22 protein-coding genes are annotated in these 21,592 nt (G+C 65.4%); 18 read left to right on the forward strand and 4 right to left on the reverse strand.

From position 1 onward, the window contains the following. The first annotated feature begins 4 nt into the window (after positions 1–4). The 6 genes from hslO to KTJ87_RS14220 all read left to right on the forward strand — a co-directional run bounded on the left by hslO (position 5) and on the right by KTJ87_RS14220 (position 6,483). Positions 5–1,003: an Hsp33 family molecular chaperone HslO gene (gene hslO, locus KTJ87_RS14195; RefSeq protein WP_267139798.1), complete on the forward strand. Its 999-nt coding sequence runs from the start codon at positions 5–7 to the stop codon at positions 1,001–1,003. Further along, a complete protein-coding gene (locus KTJ87_RS14200; RefSeq protein ID WP_407650498.1) occupies positions 990–1,595 on the forward strand; it encodes a CoA pyrophosphatase in 606 nt (201 codons plus the stop codon). The genes hslO and KTJ87_RS14200 overlap by 14 nt, the downstream gene beginning before the upstream one ends. Continuing rightward, positions 1,592–2,767, forward strand: a complete 1,176-nt coding sequence (locus tag KTJ87_RS14205; RefSeq protein WP_267139799.1) for a CCA tRNA nucleotidyltransferase — start codon at positions 1,592–1,594, stop codon at positions 2,765–2,767. Before KTJ87_RS14200 ends, KTJ87_RS14205 begins: the two co-directional genes overlap by 4 nt. A gap of 79 nt (positions 2,768–2,846) precedes the next feature. Continuing rightward, complete coding sequence (locus tag KTJ87_RS14210) at positions 2,847–4,679, forward strand: ABC transporter ATP-binding protein (protein WP_267139800.1); 1,833 nt, start codon at positions 2,847–2,849, stop codon at positions 4,677–4,679. Next, entirely contained in the window at positions 4,676–5,893 is a 1,218-nt protein-coding gene (locus KTJ87_RS14215) for a class I SAM-dependent RNA methyltransferase (RefSeq protein ID WP_267139801.1), read from the forward strand. Before KTJ87_RS14210 ends, KTJ87_RS14215 begins: the two co-directional genes overlap by 4 nt. Positions 5,894–5,991: 98 nt before the next feature. Further along, complete coding sequence (locus KTJ87_RS14220) at positions 5,992–6,483, forward strand: L,D-transpeptidase family protein (protein WP_267139802.1); 492 nt, start codon at positions 5,992–5,994, stop codon at positions 6,481–6,483. A gap of 30 nt (positions 6,484–6,513) precedes the next feature. Here the strand turns inward: KTJ87_RS14220 and dalA are convergent, their stop codons facing one another. After that, complete coding sequence (gene dalA, locus KTJ87_RS14225; RefSeq protein ID WP_267139803.1) at positions 6,514–7,086, reverse strand: divisome-associated lipoprotein DalA; 573 nt, start codon at positions 7,084–7,086, stop codon at positions 6,514–6,516. 158 nt (positions 7,087–7,244) lie between these two features. On the opposite strand from dalA, the gene KTJ87_RS14230 reads away from it, so the two are divergent. Together KTJ87_RS14230 and KTJ87_RS14235 are read left to right on the forward strand one after the other, a co-directional pair. Further along, positions 7,245–7,853: a L,D-transpeptidase gene (locus KTJ87_RS14230; RefSeq protein WP_267139804.1), complete on the forward strand. Its 609-nt coding sequence runs from the start codon at positions 7,245–7,247 to the stop codon at positions 7,851–7,853. A 135-nt stretch (positions 7,854–7,988) separates the two neighbouring features. Continuing rightward, a complete protein-coding gene (locus tag KTJ87_RS14235) occupies positions 7,989–8,171 on the forward strand; it encodes a hypothetical protein (RefSeq protein WP_267139805.1) in 183 nt (60 codons plus the stop codon). Positions 8,172–8,254: 83 nt separating this feature from the next. Here the strand turns inward: KTJ87_RS14235 and hemH are convergent, their stop codons facing one another. Next, entirely contained in the window at positions 8,255–9,337 is a 1,083-nt protein-coding gene (gene hemH / locus KTJ87_RS14240; protein ID WP_267139806.1) for a ferrochelatase, read from the reverse strand. A 67-nt stretch (positions 9,338–9,404) separates the two neighbouring features. Continuing rightward, a complete protein-coding gene (locus KTJ87_RS14245; protein WP_267139807.1) occupies positions 9,405–10,250 on the reverse strand; it encodes a methyltransferase domain-containing protein in 846 nt (281 codons plus the stop codon). Positions 10,251–10,273: 23 nt separating this feature from the next. Here KTJ87_RS14245 and KTJ87_RS14250 point away from each other — a divergent pair, with 23 nt between their 5' ends. Genes KTJ87_RS14250 through KTJ87_RS14265 form a run of 4 tightly spaced genes read left to right on the forward strand, consistent with a single transcriptional unit; the run spans position 10,274 to position 12,578 of the window. Next, positions 10,274–10,993 carry a ComF family protein gene (locus KTJ87_RS14250; RefSeq protein ID WP_267139808.1) on the forward strand — a complete coding sequence of 240 codons (720 nt, stop codon included), beginning with the start codon at positions 10,274–10,276 and terminating at the stop codon, positions 10,991–10,993. A 33-nt stretch (positions 10,994–11,026) separates the two neighbouring features. After that, positions 11,027–11,287, forward strand: coding sequence for a glutaredoxin 3 (gene grxC / locus KTJ87_RS14255; RefSeq protein ID WP_267139809.1), 261 nt, complete (start codon positions 11,027–11,029; stop codon positions 11,285–11,287). Continuing rightward, the gene (locus KTJ87_RS14260; RefSeq protein WP_267139810.1) at positions 11,284–12,138 is read left to right on the forward strand and encodes a carbon-nitrogen hydrolase family protein; all 855 of its coding nucleotides are present in this window, start codon (positions 11,284–11,286) and stop codon (positions 12,136–12,138) included. Before grxC ends, KTJ87_RS14260 begins: the two co-directional genes overlap by 4 nt. After that, positions 12,135–12,578, forward strand: coding sequence for a MarR family winged helix-turn-helix transcriptional regulator (locus KTJ87_RS14265; RefSeq protein ID WP_267139811.1), 444 nt, complete (start codon positions 12,135–12,137; stop codon positions 12,576–12,578). The genes KTJ87_RS14260 and KTJ87_RS14265 overlap by 4 nt, the downstream gene beginning before the upstream one ends. Here KTJ87_RS14265 and ubiG read toward each other — a convergent pair. Further along, positions 12,575–13,321 (reverse strand): bifunctional 2-polyprenyl-6-hydroxyphenol methylase/3-demethylubiquinol 3-O-methyltransferase UbiG, encoded by a 747-nt coding sequence (ubiG, locus tag KTJ87_RS14270; protein WP_267139812.1) that lies wholly within the window; start codon positions 13,319–13,321, stop codon positions 12,575–12,577. The two genes, KTJ87_RS14265 and ubiG, sit on opposite strands and share 4 nt — an antisense overlap. A gap of 69 nt (positions 13,322–13,390) precedes the next feature. Here ubiG and pip point away from each other — a divergent pair, with 69 nt between their 5' ends. The 6 genes from pip (at position 13,391) to infB (ending at position 21,429) form a co-directional block, all read left to right on the forward strand. Next, positions 13,391–14,386, forward strand: a complete 996-nt coding sequence (gene pip / locus KTJ87_RS14275) for a prolyl aminopeptidase (protein ID WP_267139813.1) — start codon at positions 13,391–13,393, stop codon at positions 14,384–14,386. Between the two features lie 57 nt (positions 14,387–14,443). Continuing rightward, positions 14,444–15,928, forward strand: coding sequence for an ABC transporter substrate-binding protein (locus KTJ87_RS14280; RefSeq protein WP_267139814.1), 1,485 nt, complete (start codon positions 14,444–14,446; stop codon positions 15,926–15,928). 147 nt (positions 15,929–16,075) lie between these two features. Further along, positions 16,076–16,666: a ribosome maturation factor RimP gene (rimP, locus tag KTJ87_RS14285; protein ID WP_267139815.1), complete on the forward strand. Its 591-nt coding sequence runs from the start codon at positions 16,076–16,078 to the stop codon at positions 16,664–16,666. Then, positions 16,667–18,280, forward strand: a complete 1,614-nt coding sequence (gene nusA, locus KTJ87_RS14290; RefSeq protein ID WP_267139816.1) for a transcription termination factor NusA — start codon at positions 16,667–16,669, stop codon at positions 18,278–18,280. A gap of 9 nt (positions 18,281–18,289) precedes the next feature. Then, a complete protein-coding gene (locus KTJ87_RS14295; protein WP_267139817.1) occupies positions 18,290–18,919 on the forward strand; it encodes an RNA-binding protein in 630 nt (209 codons plus the stop codon). Beyond that, positions 18,916–21,429: a translation initiation factor IF-2 gene (infB, locus tag KTJ87_RS14300; RefSeq protein WP_267139818.1), complete on the forward strand. Its 2,514-nt coding sequence runs from the start codon at positions 18,916–18,918 to the stop codon at positions 21,427–21,429. Before KTJ87_RS14295 ends, infB begins: the two co-directional genes overlap by 4 nt. Positions 21,430–21,592 lie beyond the last annotated feature (163 nt).

The following is a 21,592-nucleotide window of genomic DNA, read 5'->3' on the forward strand; positions in this document are numbered from 1 at the left end:
GCCCATGAGCCTCAGTGCCCGTATCGCGTGGGATGACACCGTCCTGCCCTTTCAACTCGACCGCTCGGACATCCGGGGTCGCGTCGCGCGGCTTGACGGAGTTCTGGAAAAGGTGCTGGAGCAGCACAACTATCCGCCCGCCGTCGAGGCGCTGGTGGCGGAAACCGCGCTTCTGACCGCGCTGATCGGCCAGACGATCAAGCTGCGCTGGCGGCTGTCGATCCAGGTGCGGGGTAGCGGCGCGATCCGGCTGATCGCGACGGACTACTACGCCCCCGCCGCCGAGGGAGAGCCTGCGCGCATCCGCGCCTATGCCGCCTTCGATCAGGACAAACTCGATCCTGCCAAGACCCCGTTCCAGCAGATCGACGGTGGATATTTCACCATCCTGATCGACCAGGGACAGGGCATGATGCCGTATCAGGGGATCACGCCGCTCTCCGGCTCCAGCCTTTCCGACTGCGCGCAGACCTATTTCGCGCAGTCCGAACAGCTGCCCACGCGCTTTGCGCTCAGCTTTGGCGAGGCGCAGTCGCCCGGCGATCCCGCCGCGTGGCGGGCGGGCGGCGTGATGCTGCAACACATGCCCAAGGCATCGCCCTTCGCAAGCGGCGGCGGGTCGGGCGAGGGCGGCCTGCTGGAGGCCGAGGATATCCTTGACGGCGATGAGCACGAGAACTGGAACCGCGCGAACATGCTGCTCGACACCGCGGATGAGCTCGAGCTGATCGGCCCGCAGGTCGCGCCGACCGAGTTGCTGGTGCGGCTGTTCCACGAGGAAGGACCGCGCGTCTACGATGCGCAGCCTGTCGCGTTCGGGTGCACCTGTGCGGCGGAAAAGGTCCGCGAAAGCCTGTCGATCTATTCGTCCGAGGACATCGCGACGATGGTCACCGAGGACGGCATCGTTACCGCTGATTGCCAGTTCTGCGGCGCACATTACGAGTTTGACCCCGCGACGCTTGGCGTTGACGGGGTGGAGGCTCCGGGTGACGACGGATAGCGCGCCGGACTGGCGCAGAAGGATCGTTGCGGCGCTGGGCGAAGATCGACCGGCGTCGTCCGATTTCGACCTGAATCCCGAGGTCGTTCTGCCCGAGGGACGGGTGCTGCGCGAGGCGGGCGTGCTGGTCGCAATCGTCGGCGATCCGCCGCGCGTGATCCTGACCAAACGGTCTTCGGCGCTCAAGCATCATCCGGGTCAGATCGCGTTTCCGGGCGGCAAGGTCGATCCCGGCGATGCCGATGCCGTCGCGGCCGCCCTGCGCGAGGCCGAGGAAGAAGTCGCCTTGCCGCGCGGGTCGGTCGAGGTTCTGGGCACCATGGCGCCGCATGAGACCGTGACCGGGTTCAAGGTGACGCCAGTGGTCGCCCGGGTGACAGCGCCGTTCACCCCGATTCCCGAGGCGGGCGAGGTCGAAGAGGTGTTCGAGGTTCCGCTGGCCCATCTGGTTGATCCAGCCAATTTCCTTGTGCAATCGCGCCGTTGGCGTGGACAGCGGCGGTATTACTTTACCGTGCCCTGGGGACCCTATTACATCTGGGGCGCCACGGCGCGTATCCTGCGTGGTCTGGCCGACCGGATGGCGCCATGACCCGGATCGTGGCCGACTGGATGCAGCGGCCCGAGACGCGGGCAGTGTGCGACATTCTGGCCGCAGGGGGGCACGCCGCGCTCTTCGTGGGCGGCTGCGTTCGCAACGCGCTTCTGGACGCGCCGGTGGACGATATCGACATCGCCACGGATGCCCTGCCGGACCGTGTCATGGCCCTGGCGACCGCCGCGGGCCTGAAGCCGGTTCCGACCGGTGTGGACCACGGCACGGTGACGGTGGTGTCGGATGGTGTCCCGCACGAGGTCACGACCTTCCGGCGCGACGTGGAAACCGATGGTCGCCGCGCCGTCGTCGCCTTTACCGGTGATGTGGCCGAGGATGCGCGCAGGCGCGATTTCACCATGAACGCGCTTTATGCGCGGCCTGACGGCTCGGTGATCGACCCGCTGGGGCAGGGACTGGACGATCTGGCCGCGCGGCGGTTGCGGTTCATTGACGACGCAGAGGCGCGCATCCGCGAGGATTACCTGCGCATCCTGCGCTTCTTTCGGTTCCATGCCTGGTATGGCGATCCGTCTGCCGGACTGGACGCCGAAGGATTGGCCGCCTGCGCCGCGCGTTCAGCCGGGATAGAGACGCTTTCGCGCGAACGGATCGGCCACGAGATGCGCAAGCTGATGGCCGCGCCCGATCCCGCCCCATCCCTCGCCGCGATGGAGATGGCAGGCTGTCTGTTGCCGGTCCTGCCCGGGGCGTCGTCGCGCGCCTTGCCAATCCTTGTCCATCTGGAAGGCGCGGTCGGGGCCGTGCCGGACGCGATCCGACGTCTTGCGAGCCTCGGCGGCGAAGGTGCGGTGGACAGGTTGCGGTTGTCGAAGGACGATGCGCGGCGCCTGTCGCTGGTGCGAGACATGGCGCTGGGCGAGACGGGGACAGCGGACATCGCCTATCGTCACGGCGCCGATCTGGCCCGCGACGCGATTCTTGTGCGGTCCGCGCTGTACGAGGCGCCGCTCCCGGCGCGCATGGCCGAGGACATCGCACAGGGCGCCAAGGCCCGGTTTCCCATAGAGGCGGCGGACCTGATGCCGGACTGGACCGGCAAGGCGCTGGGCGACCGGTTGCGGCAGCTTGAAGACGACTGGATCGCGTCCGGCTTCACGCTCGACCGGGACACGCTGCTGGCGCGCGCAGCGGCAAAGGACCAATGACGCAGGGGCAGTTTTTGCCTCAACGCCTTGAACGCTATATCGAACCGGACACGGGGCATGCAGCGCCCGGCGAGGATTCATGAAACTTGGAAATCTGATCGACGCTTTCCGTCCCGCTGACGGTCCGCCACCGCGCACGCTGGGCGCGTTCTTCTTGTGGTGCCTTGGCGGGGCGATGCCTGTGCTTTGGGTGGCTGCCGCCATTTCGGCAGTGGCGGGCACGCTTGAGGTGATGACGGCGATGCTGCTGGGCATCGTCATCGACGCGGCTGTGGGGTCTGGCTCGCCCGCGAGTTTCTTCAGCACCAACTGGGGCCTCGTGGCGGGCGTCACCGCCTTCTTCCTGATCCTGCGCCCCATCGCCTTTGGCTTGTCCTCTGCCGCGAACTCGATCGTCGTTGTGCCCAACCTCAACCCGCTGGTCCTGTCGCGGCTGCACCGCTGGACGCTGGGGCAGGCCGTGACCTTCTTCGACGACGATTTCGCGGGCCGGATCGCGCAAAAGCAGATGCAGACCGCCCGTGCCGTCACCGAGGTGACGAACGAGATGATAAACGTCGTCGCCTTTGCGCTGGCGTCGCTGGTGGCCTCGACGGTTCTGCTGACCTCGATCAACGGCTGGATCGCCCTGTCGCTGGCTGTCTGGCTGGTGGGGTATCTGTGGATGATTCGCTGGTTCATGCCGCGCGTGCGCACGCGGTCGATGGCACGGGCGGGGGCGCGGGCCATGGTGTCGGGCCAGGTCGTCGATACTGTGACCAACATCAAGACGGTCAAGCTGTTCGCCCATGCCGACCACGAGGATCGCGCGGCGCTGGGCGCGATGTCGACGTTCCGTGACCGCGCGCTTGCCTTCGGCTGGATGGCGGCGGGCTTTCGCTTTGCGCTGATGGCGGTGGCTGGCATTCTTCCGGTCATGCTGATCGGCGGGACGCTGTTCCTTTGGTCGCGCGGATTGGCGAGCCCCGGCGATATCGCCGCGTCCGGCGCCATTTCCATCCGCATCGCGCAAATGACGGGCTGGGTGAGCTTCACCCTGATGGCGGTCTACGCCAATGTCGGCGAGGTCGAGGATGGCATGAAGACGCTGACGCCGCCGCATACGCTGGTCGATGCGCCAGATGCCGTCGATCTGCCCAGCGCGGGCGAGGTTCATTTCGATCGCGTAACCTTTACCTATGGCAGGGAAAGCGGCGGCATCGACGACATCGACCTGACTGTGGCCAAGGGCGAAAAACTGGGCGTTGTCGGTGCATCGGGCGCCGGGAAATCGACCCTCGTTGCGCTGCTGTTGCGGCTCTATGACGCCGAGAAAGGCACCATTCGCATCGACGGGCACGACATCGCCAGCGTCACGCAGGAAAGCCTGCGGCGGCAGATCGGCATGGTCACGCAGGAAACCGCGATGTTCAACCGCTCGGCGCGCGAGAACATCCTGTATGGCCGCCCCGACGCGACCGAGGAAGAAATGGTCACCGCCGCGGAACGCGCCCGGGCGCATGAGTTCATCCTGGGTCTGAAGGATTTCAAGGGTCGCACCGGCTATGCCGCGCATCTGGGTGAGCGGGGGGTCAAGCTGTCGGGCGGGCAGCGCCAGCGCATCGCGCTGGCCCGTGCCATTCTCAAGGATGCCCCGATCCTCGTGCTGGACGAGGCGACAAGCGCGCTCGATTCCGAGGTGGAGGCCGAAATCCAGGTGGCGCTGGACGAGGTGATGGAGGGCAAGACCGTGCTGGCCGTCGCGCACCGGCTGTCCACGATTGCCCGGATGGACCGGATCGTGGTTCTGGACGAAGGGCGGATCGTCGAGGAAGGCACCCACCGAGAGCTGCTGGCCAAGCGCGGTCTTTACGCCCGCTACTGGGACCGGCAGTCGGGTGGCTTCATCGGATTGACCGAGGCGGCCGAGTGACAGACCTGACGATCGAACGGCTGGGGCATCTGGGGGACGGCATCGCCTCTGGTCCCGTTTTCGTGCCCCTGACCCTGCCGGGTGAGAGGGTCGCAGGCGAGATCGACGGCGACCGCATGCCTTCGCCGCGAATCGTCACGCCTTCCCCGCAACGGGTTTCCCCGCCGTGCGGGCACTTCAAGACCTGCGGCGGCTGCGCGCTTCAACATGCCTCGGATGGCTTTGTCGCGGACTGGAAGGCGGAAGTGGTGTGCACGGCGCTGGCCGCGCAGGGGCTCGATGCGCCGATTCGCGGCGTCCACACCTCGCCGCCTGCGTCGCGTCGCCGGGCCACGCTGTCGGGGCGCCGCACCAAGAAGGGCGCGCTGGTGGGGTTTCATGCCCGCGCCTCGGACGTGATCGTGGATATTCCCGGCTGCACTTTGTTGCTGCCGCAGATCGTCGCGCTGCGCCCGGTGCTTGAGGGGCTGACGATCCTTGGCGGCAGCCGGAAGGCCGAGCTTGGCTTTGCCATCACATGGTCCGACCTGGGCGCGGATATCGCCGTGTGGGGCGGCAAGCCGCTTGACGGCCCGCTGCGTGCCGCGCTTGCGGTGGAGGTGGGCAAGCACGGCCTGGCCCGCCTGACCTGGGACGGCGAATGGATCGCGGAACGTGCGCCGCCGGTGCAGTCGATGGACGGCATAGCCGTCGTTCCGCCTCCGGGCGCGTTTCTGCAGGCGACTGTCGAGGGCGAAGACGCGCTGCGGCGTGCCGTGGAGGAAGCCGTCGGCCCCGCCCGCCGAATCGTCGACCTGTTTGCGGGGTGCGGCACCTTCGCGCTGCCGCTGTCGCGCGGCGCCGAGGTTCTTGCTGTCGAGGGCGATGCCGCGCTTTTGGCCGCGCTCGAAACCGCGTGGCGCAAGGCGCAAGGGCTGCGCACGATCAGGCAGGAAAAGCGCGATCTGTTCCGCAGGCCGCTGCTGCCGGACGAGTTGGCCGGGTATGATGCCGTGGTGATCGACCCGCCGCGTGCGGGGGCCGAGGCGCAGATGGACCAGATTGCCGCGTCCGATGTGCCTGTCGTCGCGGCGGTGTCCTGCAATCCCGTCACCTTTGCCCGCGACGCGCGACGTCTGGTGTCGGCGGGATACCGGATCGACTGGATCGACGTCGTGGACCAGTTTCGCTGGTCGCCCCATGTCGAGCTGGTGGCACGGATCACGCGCGTGTGACGGTGTCGCCCTGCCGAGCCGTAATCAAGCGGCTGTTCTGACGCCCATTTTTGCGGTAAAAGGTCGGCAAAACAATGGCGCCTGTCGGGCAGGGGACAATGCGGTCAATCAAACTTCTTCTGGCTGTCGTGCTGCTGCTGGGCATCACGGCGTGCGCTCCATCCAAGTTCAAGACCTATCGCGGCCCAGAGGTCACGCGCGTCCTCGTCTTCAAGGAGGATCGAAAGTTGTTCCTGATGCACCATTACAAGGTGCTCAAGGATTACGACATCGGGCTGGGATTCGCGCCCGACGGTCACAAGGCGTTCGAAGGTGACGGTCGCACGCCGGAAGGTACCTATTACATCGACCGCCGCAATCCGAACTCGGCGTTCCACCTGTCGATCGGCATTTCCTATCCCAATCCGGTCGATGTCGAGGTCGCCCGCGCCGCCGGTCGCTCGCCGGGCGGAGACATCTTCATCCACGGCGAAGCGCGGCCCGACAAGCCACGCGACTGGACCTGGGGATGCATCGCGGTCTCGAACAAAGAGATCGAGTGGATCTATGCGATGGTGCGGGACGGCACGCCGATCGACATCTATCCATAACGATCGGCGCCAAAGTCAGCCTTAGAGGCGTCAGCCTTGGCCGAAGGTTACGGCAGGCGTCGCTTCTGACACCGCTTGCGGCGCGCGCTGCGAGCCCATCACCAGAGTCCACCAGATCTTGCCGCCGTCTTCTTGGAAATAGTCGAACCCCATGTCGTTCGCGTCGGGGTCGAGAATCACTTCGCGCGTGGCAGTCTCGTTCATCCAGGCGCCGAGCGTCTCGAGCTCGGTCTCGAAGGTCTCGGAAATCGCTTCACCTTCAAGGCGACCATTGTATCCGACGCGGCGAACCCGGTCGACGGGCGACGATCCGTCAGAGCCGAAGTGCCAGGGGCGGTTCTGCACGGCCATGTCGCGGGAGTGGGTCGCGGCGGCTGCATTCAACTCTGCACTCAGCTGGACTTGCGTCAGCCCGTTCGACGCCCGGAGCGCGTTTACGGCGTCAAGCATCCGGAACTGCACGCGGGATTGTTCCCCGAATCCAAGGCGATACACCTGCGGCAACGGCTTGCCGTCCGGGCCAAGCCGAGGCTCTGTCACCGTCGGACCGCAAGCCGAGACCAGAAGTGCAAGTGCCGTTACGGCAAGCGAAAGTCGTTTCATGAGTAAGTTTGCCCTTAGCGAATCCAGCGCGACTATACCGTTGAAGCGACCGGGCGAAACGCCACAGGCCGGGATCGGCGGAACCACGCTGGTTTGATTTGCGACTGAGGCATTTACGCAATAAAATGGCAACAATCAAAGCTTCCGGGATGCGACCAATGACGCAAGACAAATTCTCTGGCCTTAGCCGCCGTGGCTTCCTTGCTGCCGGGGCCGCTGCGATCTCTGCTCCTGCGTTCGCGCAGGACGGTGGCGTGACCGGCGCCGGGACGATCGAGTTCGAGGGCGATCTTTCCGCGACGGCCCGGCACAACATTTCCAGCTTCCGGGCTCTGGAATGGCAGCCGTATTTCTCGAATCTGCGCAACGGTGCGATTCTCGTCGATGTGCAAAGCCGCGCGCTGCACTACTGGAACGAGGATCAGACCATCTACAAGCTGTTCCCGACCAGCGTGCCGCTGACCGAGGACATGACCCGTCGTGGCCGCACATCGGTGGTGCAGAAGGTGGAAGGCCCGTCCTGGCGGCCCACACCTGCGATGAAAAAGCGCAATCCCGCGTGGCCGGACTTTGTCGGCCCCGGCCCGGACAACCCGCTGGGCACGCATGCGCTGTACCTGTCGTGGACGTATTACCGCATCCACGGCACGCATGACACGCGCAAGATCGGCCGCCGATCATCGAACGGTTGCATCGGGCTTTACAACGAGCACATCGCCGAGCTTTTCGGAATGGCAAAGGTCGGCACGCAAGTGTTGCTAATTTGACGACGTTGGGGCCAGTTTGCGTTTGAACCCGTGTTCGACGTTTGCATCGGCAGAATGGCGCTATGTATACGGAAGATACCAGGTACAGTCACAGCCCGTGATAGGTATGTCCATCGGGCCTAACCGGAGGTTAACATGAAAAAAGTTGCACTCGCTGCCGCTCTCGCACTGACCACTTCGACCGCATTCGCTGGCGGCTACGAAGCACCCGTCATGGAGCCGCAGATCGTTGTCGAAGAAACCGCTTCTTCGTCGGCACCCGGCCTTGTCGTTGCCCTGCTCGTTCTGGCAGTCGCAGCCGCAGCCATCGCACGCTGATATCTCTCCTTCGGGAGAACGGAAAACGGCGGTGAAGCAATTCACCGCCGTTTTTCTTTGTGAATTAAGGACTTGGCGAAGACCTAGTCCAGCCAACCCTTGAGATTGCGCTCGATCACGCCCGACAGCGCGGCGACATGCGCGTCGTCATCGTTGAGGCAGGGGATGTAGGTGAACTGCTCACCGCCGGCGTGCTCAAAGCTTTCGCGAATCTCTTCGTTGATCTCTTCCAGCGTCTCGATGCAGTCGGCCGAGAAGGCAGGCGCGATCACCGCGATCTTCCTCTTGCCCTGTTCCGCCAGCCGCGCGACTTCCTCGACAGTGTAGGGCTGCAGCCATTCCTCGGGGCCAAAGCGCGACTGGAACGTCGTCGTGATGCGCTCATCCTCCCAGCCAAGCCGCTCTTTCAGCAGGCGCGTCGTCTTCTGGCACTGGCAATGGTAGGGGTCGCCTTCCATCAGGTAGCGCTTGGGCACGCCGTGGTAGGACGTCACCAGGATGTCCGGCTTGTCCTCCATCCGGTCGTAGGCACGTTCCACCGACTGCGCGAGCGCGTCGATATAGACCGGATCGTCGAAATAGGGCGGCACGATCCGCACCGGCGGCTGCCATTTCTCCTTCATCAGCGCCCGGAAGAACTGGTCGTTCGCCGTGGCCGAGGTTGCGCCCGCGTATTGCGGATACAGCGGGAAGAAGAGGATCTTCTGACACCCCGCCTCGATCATCGCGCGCACCTTCGATTCGGTCGAGGGATTGCCGTAGCGCATGCAGAAATCGACCATGACATCGCTGCCATAGCGCGCCGCCATGCGGTCCTTGATCTTCGCGGTCTGGTCCTTGGTGATCGTCATCAGCGGGCTCTCGCCCTTGTCGTGATTCCAGATCGACTTGTAGTTGGCGCCGGACGAGAACGGCCGCTTGGTCAGGATGATGAGCTGCAGAAGCGGTTGCCATATCCACGGGCTGTAGTCGATCACCCTGCGATCCGACAGGAATTCGTTCAGGTAACGGCGCATCGACCAGTAGTCGTAGTTGTCGGGCGTTCCGAGGTTCGCCAGCAGGATTCCGACCTTGGCCGGGGCGATCTTCGGGTGATCGGCGGGCGCATGGGCAGGACAGCGCGCATCCGCAAGGGACACGCCCGTCCCCGATTTGGCATCCAGCATGGCGTCGGTCCCGGTCTTGTGAGGTCTGTCGAAGGTTGCGTTGGACATATAGGCAATTACTCTGTGGTCAATCGCCGGGGGCTGCGTCATCGCGCAGCGGGCGTTCATCGGTGGACAGCGCGTCGGCCAACCGGGTCGTTGCCGAACCGGGGCGCAGCGGCTTTGGCTGGCTGTCGTCGGGCGCCCATCCGGTCAGGACGATCGTCTCGAACCTTGCGATCACGCGGCCGTCCGAATCGCAATGCCTGTCCGTGTAAAGCTTGGTGGCCTCGGCGAACACGGCGCGGCGGGCGGGGGCCTTGTGCCGCGCGGCAAGGGCGTTCGTCTCGCCCATCGCGCGCAGGTCGCGCATCAGGTGAAAGGGCGTGTCATAGCTGACGGTCGTTGTGGTGCTGTCTGCGACGGGCAGGCTGAATCCGGCCCGCTGCAAAAGCGCCCCGGCAGAGCGCAGGTCCGCCATCGGCGCGACACGCGGCGACAGCCCGCCCGTCACGGACGCCTCTGCCTCTGCAAGGCAGGTGCGCAGGTCGGACAGGGTCTCGCCTCCTAGAAAAGTCGCAAGGAAAAAGCCATCAGGCCGCAACGCGCGCCTGCACTGGATCAGCTGGCCGATGGGGTCGTTCGCCCAATGGAGGGCCATGCCGTGCACGACAAGATCATGCGCGGCCACGGGCAGATCGAGCGTTTCGTCGTCAGGAACCATGCGTGCATCTGCAAGACGTGGCGTCCAGACCTGAGGAAAAGGCGTGACGACGGCGGCGTCCGTAAACCGCCGGTTAACGAAATCCAGTCTTTCCTGAACATCGTCCGCCGCCTGTTCATGCAGGAACAGAGCCGGATCGGCCATCGACAAGGCGCGCGCGCGGTGCCGGTTCAGCGCCAGCCGGTCGGTCAGGGGGACGGGATCGGTCATCGGCGCGTATGTAAGGGGATGCCATGGGATTGCAAAGCCTCGTCGCCCTCGCGTTTCCGCCGCGCTGCCTGTCCTGCGGCGGTCTTGTGGGGGAGGATTTCGCGCTGTGTGCCGCGTGCTGGCGCGACACGCCGTTCATCGCCGGGCTGACCTGCCGCACCTGCGGCGTCCCGCTGCCCGGCGACAGCACGGCAGAGGAACATTGCGACGACTGCCTGACCATCGCGCGGCCATGGAGCTTTGGTGTGGCCGCGATGCTGTACCGCGATACCGGGCGCAAGCTGGTCCTTGCGCTCAAGCATGGCGACCGGACCGATCTGGCGCGTCCCGCCGCACGCTGGCTTGCCGTGCGCCTGCAGGGGCGGCTGGCACCGGATACGCTCATCCTGCCGGTGCCCGCCCATTGGCGGCGCCGGATCGCACGCCGCTACAATCAGGCGGCGCTGATCGCGCGTGCGCTCGGGCGGGAAACGGGCGCAGAGGTCGATCCGCTGGCGCTGATCCGGCCCCGCGCAACGCCGATCCAGGACGGGCTGAGCCGCGACGCGCGATTCGCCAACCTGGCCGGGTCCATGCGCCTGCGACCCGACCGTGCGCCGCGGCTGAACGGGCGCCCGATCCTTCTGGTCGACGACGTGATGACGTCGGGGGCGACGCTTGCAGCTGCCGCCGAGGTCTGCCTTGCATCAGGGTCAGGCCCGGTTGCCATCGCGGTCATGGCGCGCGTTGCGAAGGATGACTAAATCCCTATGATCCACGGCAAAAGGATCAGGGCGATGAAATCGGTCGAAATCTACACCACCCCAACCTGCGGCTTCTGCATGATGGCCAAGCGGCTGCTCGACAAGAAGGGCGTCGCCTATGCCGAGGTCGACGTGTCGCGCGATCCGTCGCGGCGGCAGGCTATGATGTCGCGCGCCCATGGTCGGCACACGGTGCCGCAGATCTTTGTCGGCGACACCCATGTCGGCGGATGTGACGAGCTGTATGCGCTGGAGCAGTCGGGAAAGCTTGACCCGCTGCTGACCGCCGAGTGACGCGCGCCGCGCTTCTTCAACTGTGCGCGTCGGACGATCCGGCGGCCAATCTGCCCGTGACGCTGGGCATGGTCGACGCGGCGGCGCAATGCGGTGTCGATCTGGTGATGACGCCAGAGGTGACGAATTGCGTGTCCACCAGCCGCACCCGGCAGATCGAGGTTCTGGCGACCGAGGATGAGGACCGCACGCTCAAGGGACTGCGCAACGCGGCGGCGCGGCACGGCGTGCACATCCTGATCGGCTCGCTCGCTCTCAAGACGGATGACGCCGATGGTCGTTTCGCAAACCGGTCGTTCCTGATCGGGCCTGACGGCGGCATTCTTGCGCGGTATGACAAGATCCACATGTTCGACGTCGAGATCTCGGAAACGGAATCCTACCGCGAATCAAAGGGGTATCGGCCGGGCGACAGGGCCGTCGTCGTGTGGACATCGATCGGCGTGATTGGCATGACGGTGTGCTATGACATGCGGTTTCCGCATCTCTACCGCGATCTTGCCCGCGCCGGTGCCGAGATCATGACCGTTCCGTCCGCCTTCTCGCCCGTCACCGGCGCCGCCCATTGGGAGCCGCTGCTGCGCGCGCGCGCCATCGAGACCGGGGCTTTCGTGCTGGCCCCTGCCCAGACCGGTGAGCACAAGGCGAGCCGGGGCAAGACGCGCAGCACCTATGGCCACAGCCTTGCCGTCGCCCCGTGGGGCGAGGTTCTGGCGCAAGCCGGAGAAGCGCCTGGTGTGACGCTTGTGGACCTCGATCTTGACGCCGTGCGGCAGGCCCGCGCCCGTGTTCCGTCGCTGGACCATGACCGCGCCTATGCGCCGCCCGAACCCGACACTCCAAACCGATGAGCGAGCAGACCGACAGCCTGAGCGCTGCGCTGTTCAGCGAGCTGTTCATGGCGGACCAGCTTGCCCGCAACCGCGTGTCGCGTGCCCTCCCGAAGGGGATGGAGCTTAGCCATTTCTCGGTGCTGAACCTCTTGGCGCGGTCGGGCGAGGAAAAGACCCCGGCGCAACTGGCGCGCACCTTCAACGTCACGCGCGGGGCGATGACCAACACGCTGTCGCGGCTGGAATGGGCGGGATATGTCCATATCCGGCCCGACTGGGACGATGCGCGGCGCAAGTTCGTCTCGGTCAGCCCTGCGGGGCGCGCCGCGCGCGATCAGGCGCTCGAGGCCGTCGCTCCGGTGCTGGGCGAGGCGGTTGAAAAGCTTGGCCCCGACACCGTGCGCCTTGCCCTGCGCGTGCTGCGCGAATTACGCGCCCAGTTCGGAGAGCCGGGTTAACGCGGCTTCAGCGACGTGGTGACGTAGTTCACCGACAGATCGCGGTCCGACACCGACCAGCTCCAACTGACCGGGTTGAAGACGAACCCCTTGCGGTCCACTGGGTCCAGACCGGCGTTGCGCAGAAGGTCAAACAGCTCGTCCGGCGTGATGAACTTGTTCCAGTCATGGGTGCCCTTGGGCAGCCAGCGCATGACCCATTCGGCGCCCACAATCGCCATGACAAAGCTCTTGGCGTTGCGGTTGATCGTCGAGCAGGTCATCAGCCCGCCCGGTTTCAGCAGTTTGCGGCAGGCGGTCAGGTAGGCCAGCGGGTCCGAGACATGCTCGACCACTTCCATGTTCAGCACGACATCGAACTGCTCGCCCGCGTCGGCCAGCGCCTCGGCGGTGGTGTGGCGGTAGTCGATGGTCAGGCCGGACTGTTCGGCGTGCAATTGCGCGACGGGGATGTTGCGGGGTGCGGCATCTGCGCCCACCACCTCGGCACCCAGCCGCGCCATGGGTTCCGACAACAGGCCGCCGCCGCAGCCGATATCGAGGATGCGCAACCCCGCAAAGGGGCGATCCGTGGTCAGATCGCGGTCGAACTCGGCTTCGATCTGGCGGGTGATATAGTCAAGACGACAGGGGTTCATCAGGTGCAGCGGCTTGAACTTGCCGGTCGGGTCCCACCATTCGGCGGCCATCGCTTCGAATTTTGCGACTTCGGCGGGGTCGATTGTCGTCGCGGACTGGGACATTCTGCGTCTCCTGATAATTTCGTGTGACCGCCCGTGGCGGCGCGCGCTCCGGCGTTATATAGGAGTGATATGGACCGGCTCGCAGATAGAAAAAACGCCGCAGAGTTTCTTTACCCGCCGATCGACCCATTCGACCAGCGGATGCTGGACGTTGGCGATGGGCACCGGATCTATGTGGAACAGTGCGGCAACCCGAATGGCGTGCCGGTTGTGGTGCTGCACGGCGGCCCCGGCGGCGGCTGCAGCCCTGCGATGCGGCGCTATTTCGACCCCTCGCATTACCGCGTGATCCTGTTCGACCAGCGCGGCTGTGGCCGGTCGCGTCCGCATGCCAGCGTCGAGGCCAATACGACATGGCATCTTGTGCGTGACATCGAGGCGATCCGCACCACGCTGGGCATCGAGCGCTGGATGGTCTTTGGCGGAAGCTGGGGCGCCACGCTGGCGCTGATCTACGGCATCAGCCACCCGGACCGCGCCGCTGCGCTGGTGTTGCGCGGCGTGTTCCTGATGACGCAGGCCGAGCTTGACTGGTTCTATGGCGGCGGCGCGGGCAAGTTCTGGCCGGACGTCTGGGCGCGCTTCACCAGCCTTGTGCCCGAGGATGAGCAGACCGATTTCATCGCCGCCTATCACCGCCGCCTGTTTTCGGGCGATCTGGTGCAGGAGACCCGCTTTGCCCGCGCCTGGGCTGCCTGGGAAAACACGCTCGCCTCAATTGAGAACACTGGCGCGGGGGGCGGCGAAAGCCCGGCGGAGTACGCGCGCGCCTTTGCCCGGCTAGAGAACCACTACTTCACCAATGCCGGGTTCCTCGAGGAAGACGGCTGGATCCTGAAGAACGCGGGCGCCTTGCGCAATGTGCCCGGGATCATCGTGCAGGGCCGCTATGACATGATCTGCCCGCCGACGTCGGCCTTTGCGCTGCACAAGGTCTGGCCGGGTTCCGATATCCGCGTCGTCGCCAAGGCGGGCCACGCCCTGTCCGAACCAGGGATCAGCGCCGAGTTGGTGCGCGCGATGGACCGTTATCGCGCCGACGCCGCGATGCGGCGTCTGGCCTGATCCGGTGCCCTTGATCCCGGCCATCCCCATGTGCAGGTCTTGCCTATGACAAGCGCCATGCGATCCCGGATAAGCCGACGTGGCCTGATCGGAAGCGGTGTTGCCGCGTCCATGCTGGCGGCGACCGGGTTTCCGCTGCGCGCGCAGCCGCGCCAGGGCGGACGGCTGCGCATGGCGCTGCCGGGCAGCGTGCAGACCTGGGACACGCGGCAGACGCCGGACCTGTTCATGCTGGTCGCCGGGATCGGCATGGTGTTCGACACCCTGACCGAGGTCGCGGCGGATGGCACCCTCAAGGGTGAGCTGGCGACCGGGTGGCAGGCCAGCGCCGATGCCCGCGTCTGGACCTTCGCGCTGCGCGAGGGCGTGGCGTTCCATAACGGCAAGCCGTTCGGACCGGCAGATGTTGTAGCGTCGCTGAAGCTGCACAAGGCCGCCGGATCGCCTGCGCAGCCGATCATGGCGCAGGTCCGCTCGATCCGGGCGCTGGGCAAGACCCATGTGCAGTTCACTCTGTCGCAGCCGAACGCCGATTTCCCCTACCTGATGTCGGATCATCACCTGTTGATCTACCCCGCAGGGCAGATCGCCGAGGCGATGGAGCAGGGCATCGGCACCGGGCTTTACCGGGTCGAGCATTTCGTGCCCGGGCAACGTCTTCAGGCGCGGCGGGTTCAGGCGCATTACAAGGACGGGCAGGCCGGGTGGTTCGACGCGATCGACCTTTCGGTGATGAACGGCGCGCCTGACCGCATTGCGGCGTTGCAGGCGGGGCGCGTCGATGTGATCCCGGATGTGCCCCCCGCCGACGCGGCCCGGCTGCGAAGCGCTGGTGTCCAGACGTTCGAGGCGGCGGGCAATGGCCATGTCGCATTTACCATGCGCACCGATGCCGGGCCGTTTGCGAACCCTGATTTGCGCCGCGCGCTGAAATACGCCGTGGACCGGCCCGCGATGTTGCGGGACGTGTTCGGCGGGCGGGGCAGCCTTGGTGCTGACCATCCCGTCGGGCCGCTCAATCCCTTCGCCGCAGGCATCGTGCCGCCCCCGTATGACCCGGACCGCGCGAGGTATAATCTGCGGCAGGCTGGCCTGTCGTCCTTGACGCTGAAAGTCGCGGCGCCCGAGGATTTGGGGCCCGTGGTGGACAGTTATGCCGCCGCTGCGCGCGCTGCGGGGATCAGGATCGTCGCCGATGACGACGGGGCGGACTGGTTGGCGGTGCAATGGGCCGGGCGCCCGACCGAGGACTGGATCCTGTCTGCGGCGCATGGGGCGGGCAGCGCGCTGAATATCGGTGGCTGGTCGGATGCGAGGCTGACCGCGCTGCTGTCTGCGGCGCGGGAAACGCTCGACACCGGCGCGCGGCAGGCCCTTTACGCGCAGGCACAGCAGGAGATCGCGGATGAGGGCAACGTGGTGATTCCCGTCTTCACGCCGTTCACCGGGGCGGCGCGGCCGACGCTGGTGCGCCCCGATCAGATCGGCGCGCTGCACCGGCTGGACGATGCGCGTCTGGCCGAACGCTGGTGGTCTGCCTGATCGGCGCCGACAAGGCCCTTGCAGACTCGGGGCGCCGTGCGTATATCCACCTCAACAGCGGCGCGTCGGTCTCCACCCCCGAAGGCTCCACCGGATCAGTATGACGGGCCGCGCGCCCGTTTTTTTGTGCCTCAACACAAGGCAACCATGTCAGACCTTATCGCGAAAGCCGCCATCGACCGGCGCCTGGCCGAGATCATCACGCCCACCATCGAAGGCATGGGGTTCGAGTTGGTGCGCGTGCGGCTCCTGGGCGGCAGGACCAAGACCGTGCAGATCATGGCCGAGCGTCCCGAGGGCGGGATCGAGGTCGATGAATGCGCGCAGATCAGCCAGGCGGTCAGCGCGGTTCTGGATGTCGAGGACCCGATCGACGAGAACTACACGCTTGAGGTGTCCTCGCCCGGGATCGACCGCCCGCTGACCCGGTTCAAGGATTTCGCCGTCTGGGAAGGGTACGAGGCCAAGATCGAGACGACCGAGATGATCGACGGCCGCCGCCGGTTCAAGGGCATCCTTCAGGGCGTCGAGGACGACGAGATCCTGATCGAGGTGCCTGACGAGAAGGGCGCCGAGGTGACCATCGGGCTCAAGTTCGACTGGCTGTCCGATGCCAAGCTGGTCCTGACCGAAGAGCTTATCCGCGAAATGCTGCGCCAGCGTAAGGCCGCTGGGATCGTGAACGAAGAACAGTTTGACGAGATCGAGACCGACGACGGGTCCGAGGAGGAAGAGTAAATGGCCATCACTTCTGCAAACCAGCTTGAGCTTCTCCAGACCGCCGAAGCGGTCGCGCGGGAAAAGATGATCGACCCCGGTCTGGTGGTCGACGCGATGGAGGAAAGCCTCGCCCGGGCCGCGAAGTCGCGCTACGGCGCCGAGATGGACATTCGCGTGTCCATCGACCGCAAGACCGGCAAGGCGACGTTCACCCGCGTCCGCACCGTGGTGGCCGAAGAAGAGCTTGAGAACTATCAGGCGCAGGTGACGGTCGAGCAGGCGAAGCCTTATCTCGAGAACCCGCAGATCGGCGACGAGATCATCGACGAGGTTCCGCCCGTCGAGCTTGGCCGAATCGCGGCGCAGTCTGCCAAACAGGTGATCCTTCAGAAGGTCCGCGAAGCCGAGCGGGATCGCCAGTACGAGGAATTCAAGGACCGCGCCGGGACGATCATCAACGGCATCGTCCGCCGCGAGGAATACGGCAACATCATCGTCGACGTGGGCCGGGGTGAAGCGGTGCTGCGCCGGAACGAGAAGATCGGCCGCGAAAGCTATCGTCCGAATGACCGCATCCGCGTCTACATCAAGGACGTGCGCCGCGAACCGCGCGGGCCGCAGATCTTCCTGTCGCGCACCGATCCGCAGTTCATGGCAGAGCTGTTCAAGATGGAAGTGCCGGAAATCTACGATGGCATCATCGAGATCAAGGCCGTCGCCCGCGATCCCGGCAGCCGCGCCAAGATCGCGGTGATCTCCTATGATTCGTCCATCGACCCCGTGGGCGCCTGCGTCGGCATGCGCGGCAGCCGCGTTCAGGCCGTCGTGAACGAGCTTCAGGGCGAGAAGATCGACATCATCCCGTGGAACGAGGATCAGGCGACGTTCCTCGTGAACGCGTTGCAGCCTGCCGAGGTGTCCAAGGTCGTCATCGACGAGGAAGCCGGCAAGATCGAGGTGGTCGTTCCCGACGAGCAGCTGTCGCTGGCCATCGGCCGCCGCGGCCAGAACGTGCGGCTTGCGTCGCAACTGACCGCTCTCGACATCGACATCATGACCGAGGCCGAAGAGTCCGAGCGTCGTCAGGCCGAGTTCGCCCAGCGCACTCAGCTGTTCATGGACACGCTCGATCTGGATGAATTCTTCGCCCAGCTTCTGGTGTCCGAAGGCTTCACCAACCTCGAGGAAGTCGCCTATGTCGAGGCGGACGAGCTTTTGGTGATCGACGGTGTCGACGAGAGCACTGCAAGCGAGTTGCAGGCCCGTGCCCGCGACCACCTGGAAGAACAAAGCCGCAAGGCGCTGGAACACGCCCGCGAGTTGGGTGTCGAGGACAGCCTTGTTGACTTCGAGGGCCTGACACCCCAAATGATCGAAGCGTTGGCGATGGATGGCGTGAAGACGCTTGAAGACTTCGCCACCTGCGCCGACTGGGAACTTGCCGGAGGCTGGACCTCGGTCGACGGTCAGCGGGTCAAGGACGACGGTCTTCTCGAAAAGTTCGAGGTTTCGCTTGAAGAAGCGCAGAACATGGTGATGACCGCCCGGATTCAACTGGGCTGGGTCGATCCTGCTGATCTGGCGGTCGAAGGCGAAACCGAGGAAGGCACCGAAGAGGAGGTCGCCGAGTAAGGCGGCATCATGACCAGAGGCGGACGCACGAAAGAGACGGACGACCCGGAACGTCGCTGCATCGCCACCGGCGAGGTCCAGCCAAAGGCCGGGCTGATCCGGTTCGTGGTCGGCCCTGACAATTCGATCGTCCCCGACATTGCCGGCAAATTGCCGGGTCGGGGCATCTGGGTCGCGGCGGATCGCGCCGCGCTGGAGCTGGCGGTCAAGCGCAAGCTGTTCGCGCGCGGTGCCAAAAAGGCGGTCGAGGTGCCGGACGGTCTGGTCGATCTGGTCGAAAGACTGGTGACGTCGCGGCTGATCAACCTGATCTCGCTGGCCCGCAAGTCGGGCCGCGCGGTGGCCGGGTACGAAAAGGTAAAGGACTGGTTAGGCAAGGAAGAAGCCCGTGTCCTGATCCAGGCCTCCGACGGATCGGAGCGTGGAAAGAGCAAGTTGAGCACGCCTTACAAGGGCGTGTTCATCGGGGTCCTGACGGCCTCGGAATTGGGTTTGGCATTCGGGCGCGATCATGTGATACATGGCGCGCTTGCGGCTGGCGGACTCACCCAACGTGTTGTAGAGGAAGCCGCGCGGCTCAAGGGCTTGCGCGCATCGGACGGGTCGAAACCCGCCGGGAAGGATACGAAGACTTCATGAGCGATACAGACGGCAAGAAAACCCTCGGCCTTCGTGGCGGCCCGCGTTCCGGTAACGTGAAGCAAAGTTTCAGCCACGGACGGACCAAGAACGTCGTGGTGGAAACGAAGCGCAAGCGCGTGGTCGTGCCAAAGCCCAGCGGCTCCAAGCCCGGGGCCGGTGGCGGCACGCAGGGTGGTGATCCGTCCAAGCGTCCCGCCGGCATTTCCGACGCGGAACTCGAACGCCGCATGAAGGCACTTTCGCTCGCCAAAGCGCGCGAAGCGGATGAAGCCGTTCAGCGTGCCGCAGACGAAAAGGCGCGCGACGAAGAGCGCCAGCGTCGCCGCGACGAGATCGAAGCCAAGGAACGCGAAGAGCGTGAGCGCGAAGAGGCGCTGAAGGCCAAGGTCGAGGAAGAGCAGCGCGAAAAGCGCGAAGCTGAAGAGCGCAAGGCAGCGACCGCCAAGAAGGCCGCCGCGCCCGCCGCACCCGAAGCCAAGCCCGCCGATCCCGCAGAGGCCCAGGCCGCTGCAGAGCGCGGTGGCCTCAAGCCTGCGCGCAAACCCGACCGCGAGCGGACGGATGACAAGCGCGACGCCAAGACCGCCAAGGGCGGCGAGCGTGACAACCGCCGTTCCGGCAAGCTGACGCTGAACCAGGCGCTTGCGGGCGGCGAAGGCGGTCGCCAGCGGTCGATGGCCGCGATGAAGCGCAAGCAGGAACGCCAGCGCCAGAAGGCGATGGGCGGCCATGCCGAGCGCGAGAAGGTCGTGCGCGACGTTCAGCTGCCCGAAGCCATCGTTGTGTCCGAGCTGGCCAACCGCATGGCCGAACGGTCTGCGGATGTCGTGAAGGCACTGATGCAGAACGGCATGATGGTCACCCAGAACCAGGTGATCGACGCCGATACGGCGGAACTGATCATCGAGGAATTCGGCCACCGCGTCGTGCGCGTGTCCGAATCGGACGTCGAGCAGGTGATCGAGGCGACCGAGGACCGGGCAGACGATCTCAAGCCGCGTCCGCCGGTCATCACGATCATGGGTCACGTCGACCACGGCAAGACCTCGTTGCTGGATGCGATCCGCAAGACCAAGGTCGTCGCGGGCGAAGCGGGCGGGATCACGCAGCACATCGGCGCCTATCAGGTTACGGCCGACAACGGCGCGACGCTGACGTTCCTCGACACCCCCGGCCACGCGGCGTTCACGTCGATGCGGTCGCGCGGTGCACAGGTGACGGACATCGTCGTTCTGGTGGTTGCCGCCGATGACGCGGTGATGCCGCAGACCATCGAGGCGATCAATCACGCCAAGGCCGCCAAGGTTCCGATGATCGTTGCGATCAACAAGATCGACAGGCCCGCCGCGAATCCCGACAAGGTGCGCACGGACCTTCTTCAGCAAGAGATCATCGTCGAGAAACTGTCCGGCGACGTGCAGGACGTCGAGGTTTCGGCTCTCACCGGCCACGGCCTCGATACCCTGCTTGAAGCGATCGCTCTGCAGGCCGAGATCCTCGAGCTCAAGGCCAACCCCGACCGTGCCGCCCAAGGCGCGGTGATCGAGGCGCAGCTTGACGTGGGCCGCGGCCCCGTCGCGACGGTCCTCGTGCAGCACGGCACCCTTCGCCAGGGCGACATCTTTGTCGTCGGCGAACAGTGGGGCAAGGTGCGCGCGATGGAGAACGACCAGGGCGCCCGCGTCAAGGAAGCTGGCCCCTCGGTTCCCGTCGAGGTGCTTGGCCTCAACGGCACGCCCGAGGCGGGCGACGTTCTGAACGTCGTCGAGACCGAGGCGCAGGCCCGCGAGATCGCCGAGTATCGTCATCAGCAGTCGAAGAACAAGCGCGCCGCAGCCGGTGCCGCGACGTCGCTTGAACAGCTGATGCAGAAGGCCAAGGACGACCAGACGGTTTCCGAGATGCCGATTGTCGTCAAGGCGGACGTGCAAGGCTCGGCCGAGGCGATCGTCCAGGCGATGGAGAAGATCGGCAACGACGAGGTGCGCGTCCGAGTGCTGCACTCGGGTGTCGGCGCGATCACCGAATCCGACATCGGACTGGCCGAAGCGTCGGGTGCGCCGGTGTTCGGATTCAACGTCCGCGCCAATGCGACGGCCCGGAACACGGCGAACCAGAAGGGCGTGGAAATCCGCTATTACAGCGTGATCTACGATCTTGTGGATGACGTGAAGGCGGCGGCCAGCGGCTTGCTGTCGAATGAGATCCGCGAGAACTTCATTGGCTACGCCGAGATCCGCGAAGTCTTCAAGGTGTCGGGAGTTGGCAAGGTCGCCGGGTGCCTCGTCACCGAGGGCGTCGCCCGACGGTCCGCCGGTGTCCGGCTTCTGCGCGACAACGTGGTGATCCACGAAGGCACGCTGAAGACGCTCAAGCGCTTCAAGGACGAAGTGGCCGAGGTTCAGTCCGGTCAGGAATGCGGCATGGCGTTCGAGAACTACGACGACGTGCGCCCGAAGGACGTGATCGAGATATTCACCCGCGAAGAGGTCGAGCGCTCGCTCTGAGTTCAGCAAACCGCAAACGAACAAAGGGAGCGCAGCGCGCCCCCTTTTTCATGTCTGCTGGCGATGCAGGATACGCGATCAGGCGGCGCTGACCTGACCCGCAGGACGTCCGGCGATCGTCTTGTTGTCCAGCCGGACCACGATCCGTCCGTCCGGAAGGGCG

The sequence above is a fragment of the Anianabacter salinae genome, assembly GCF_019061145.1.
Taxonomy (GTDB): Bacteria; Pseudomonadota; Alphaproteobacteria; order Rhodobacterales; family Rhodobacteraceae; genus Anianibacter; species Anianibacter salinarum.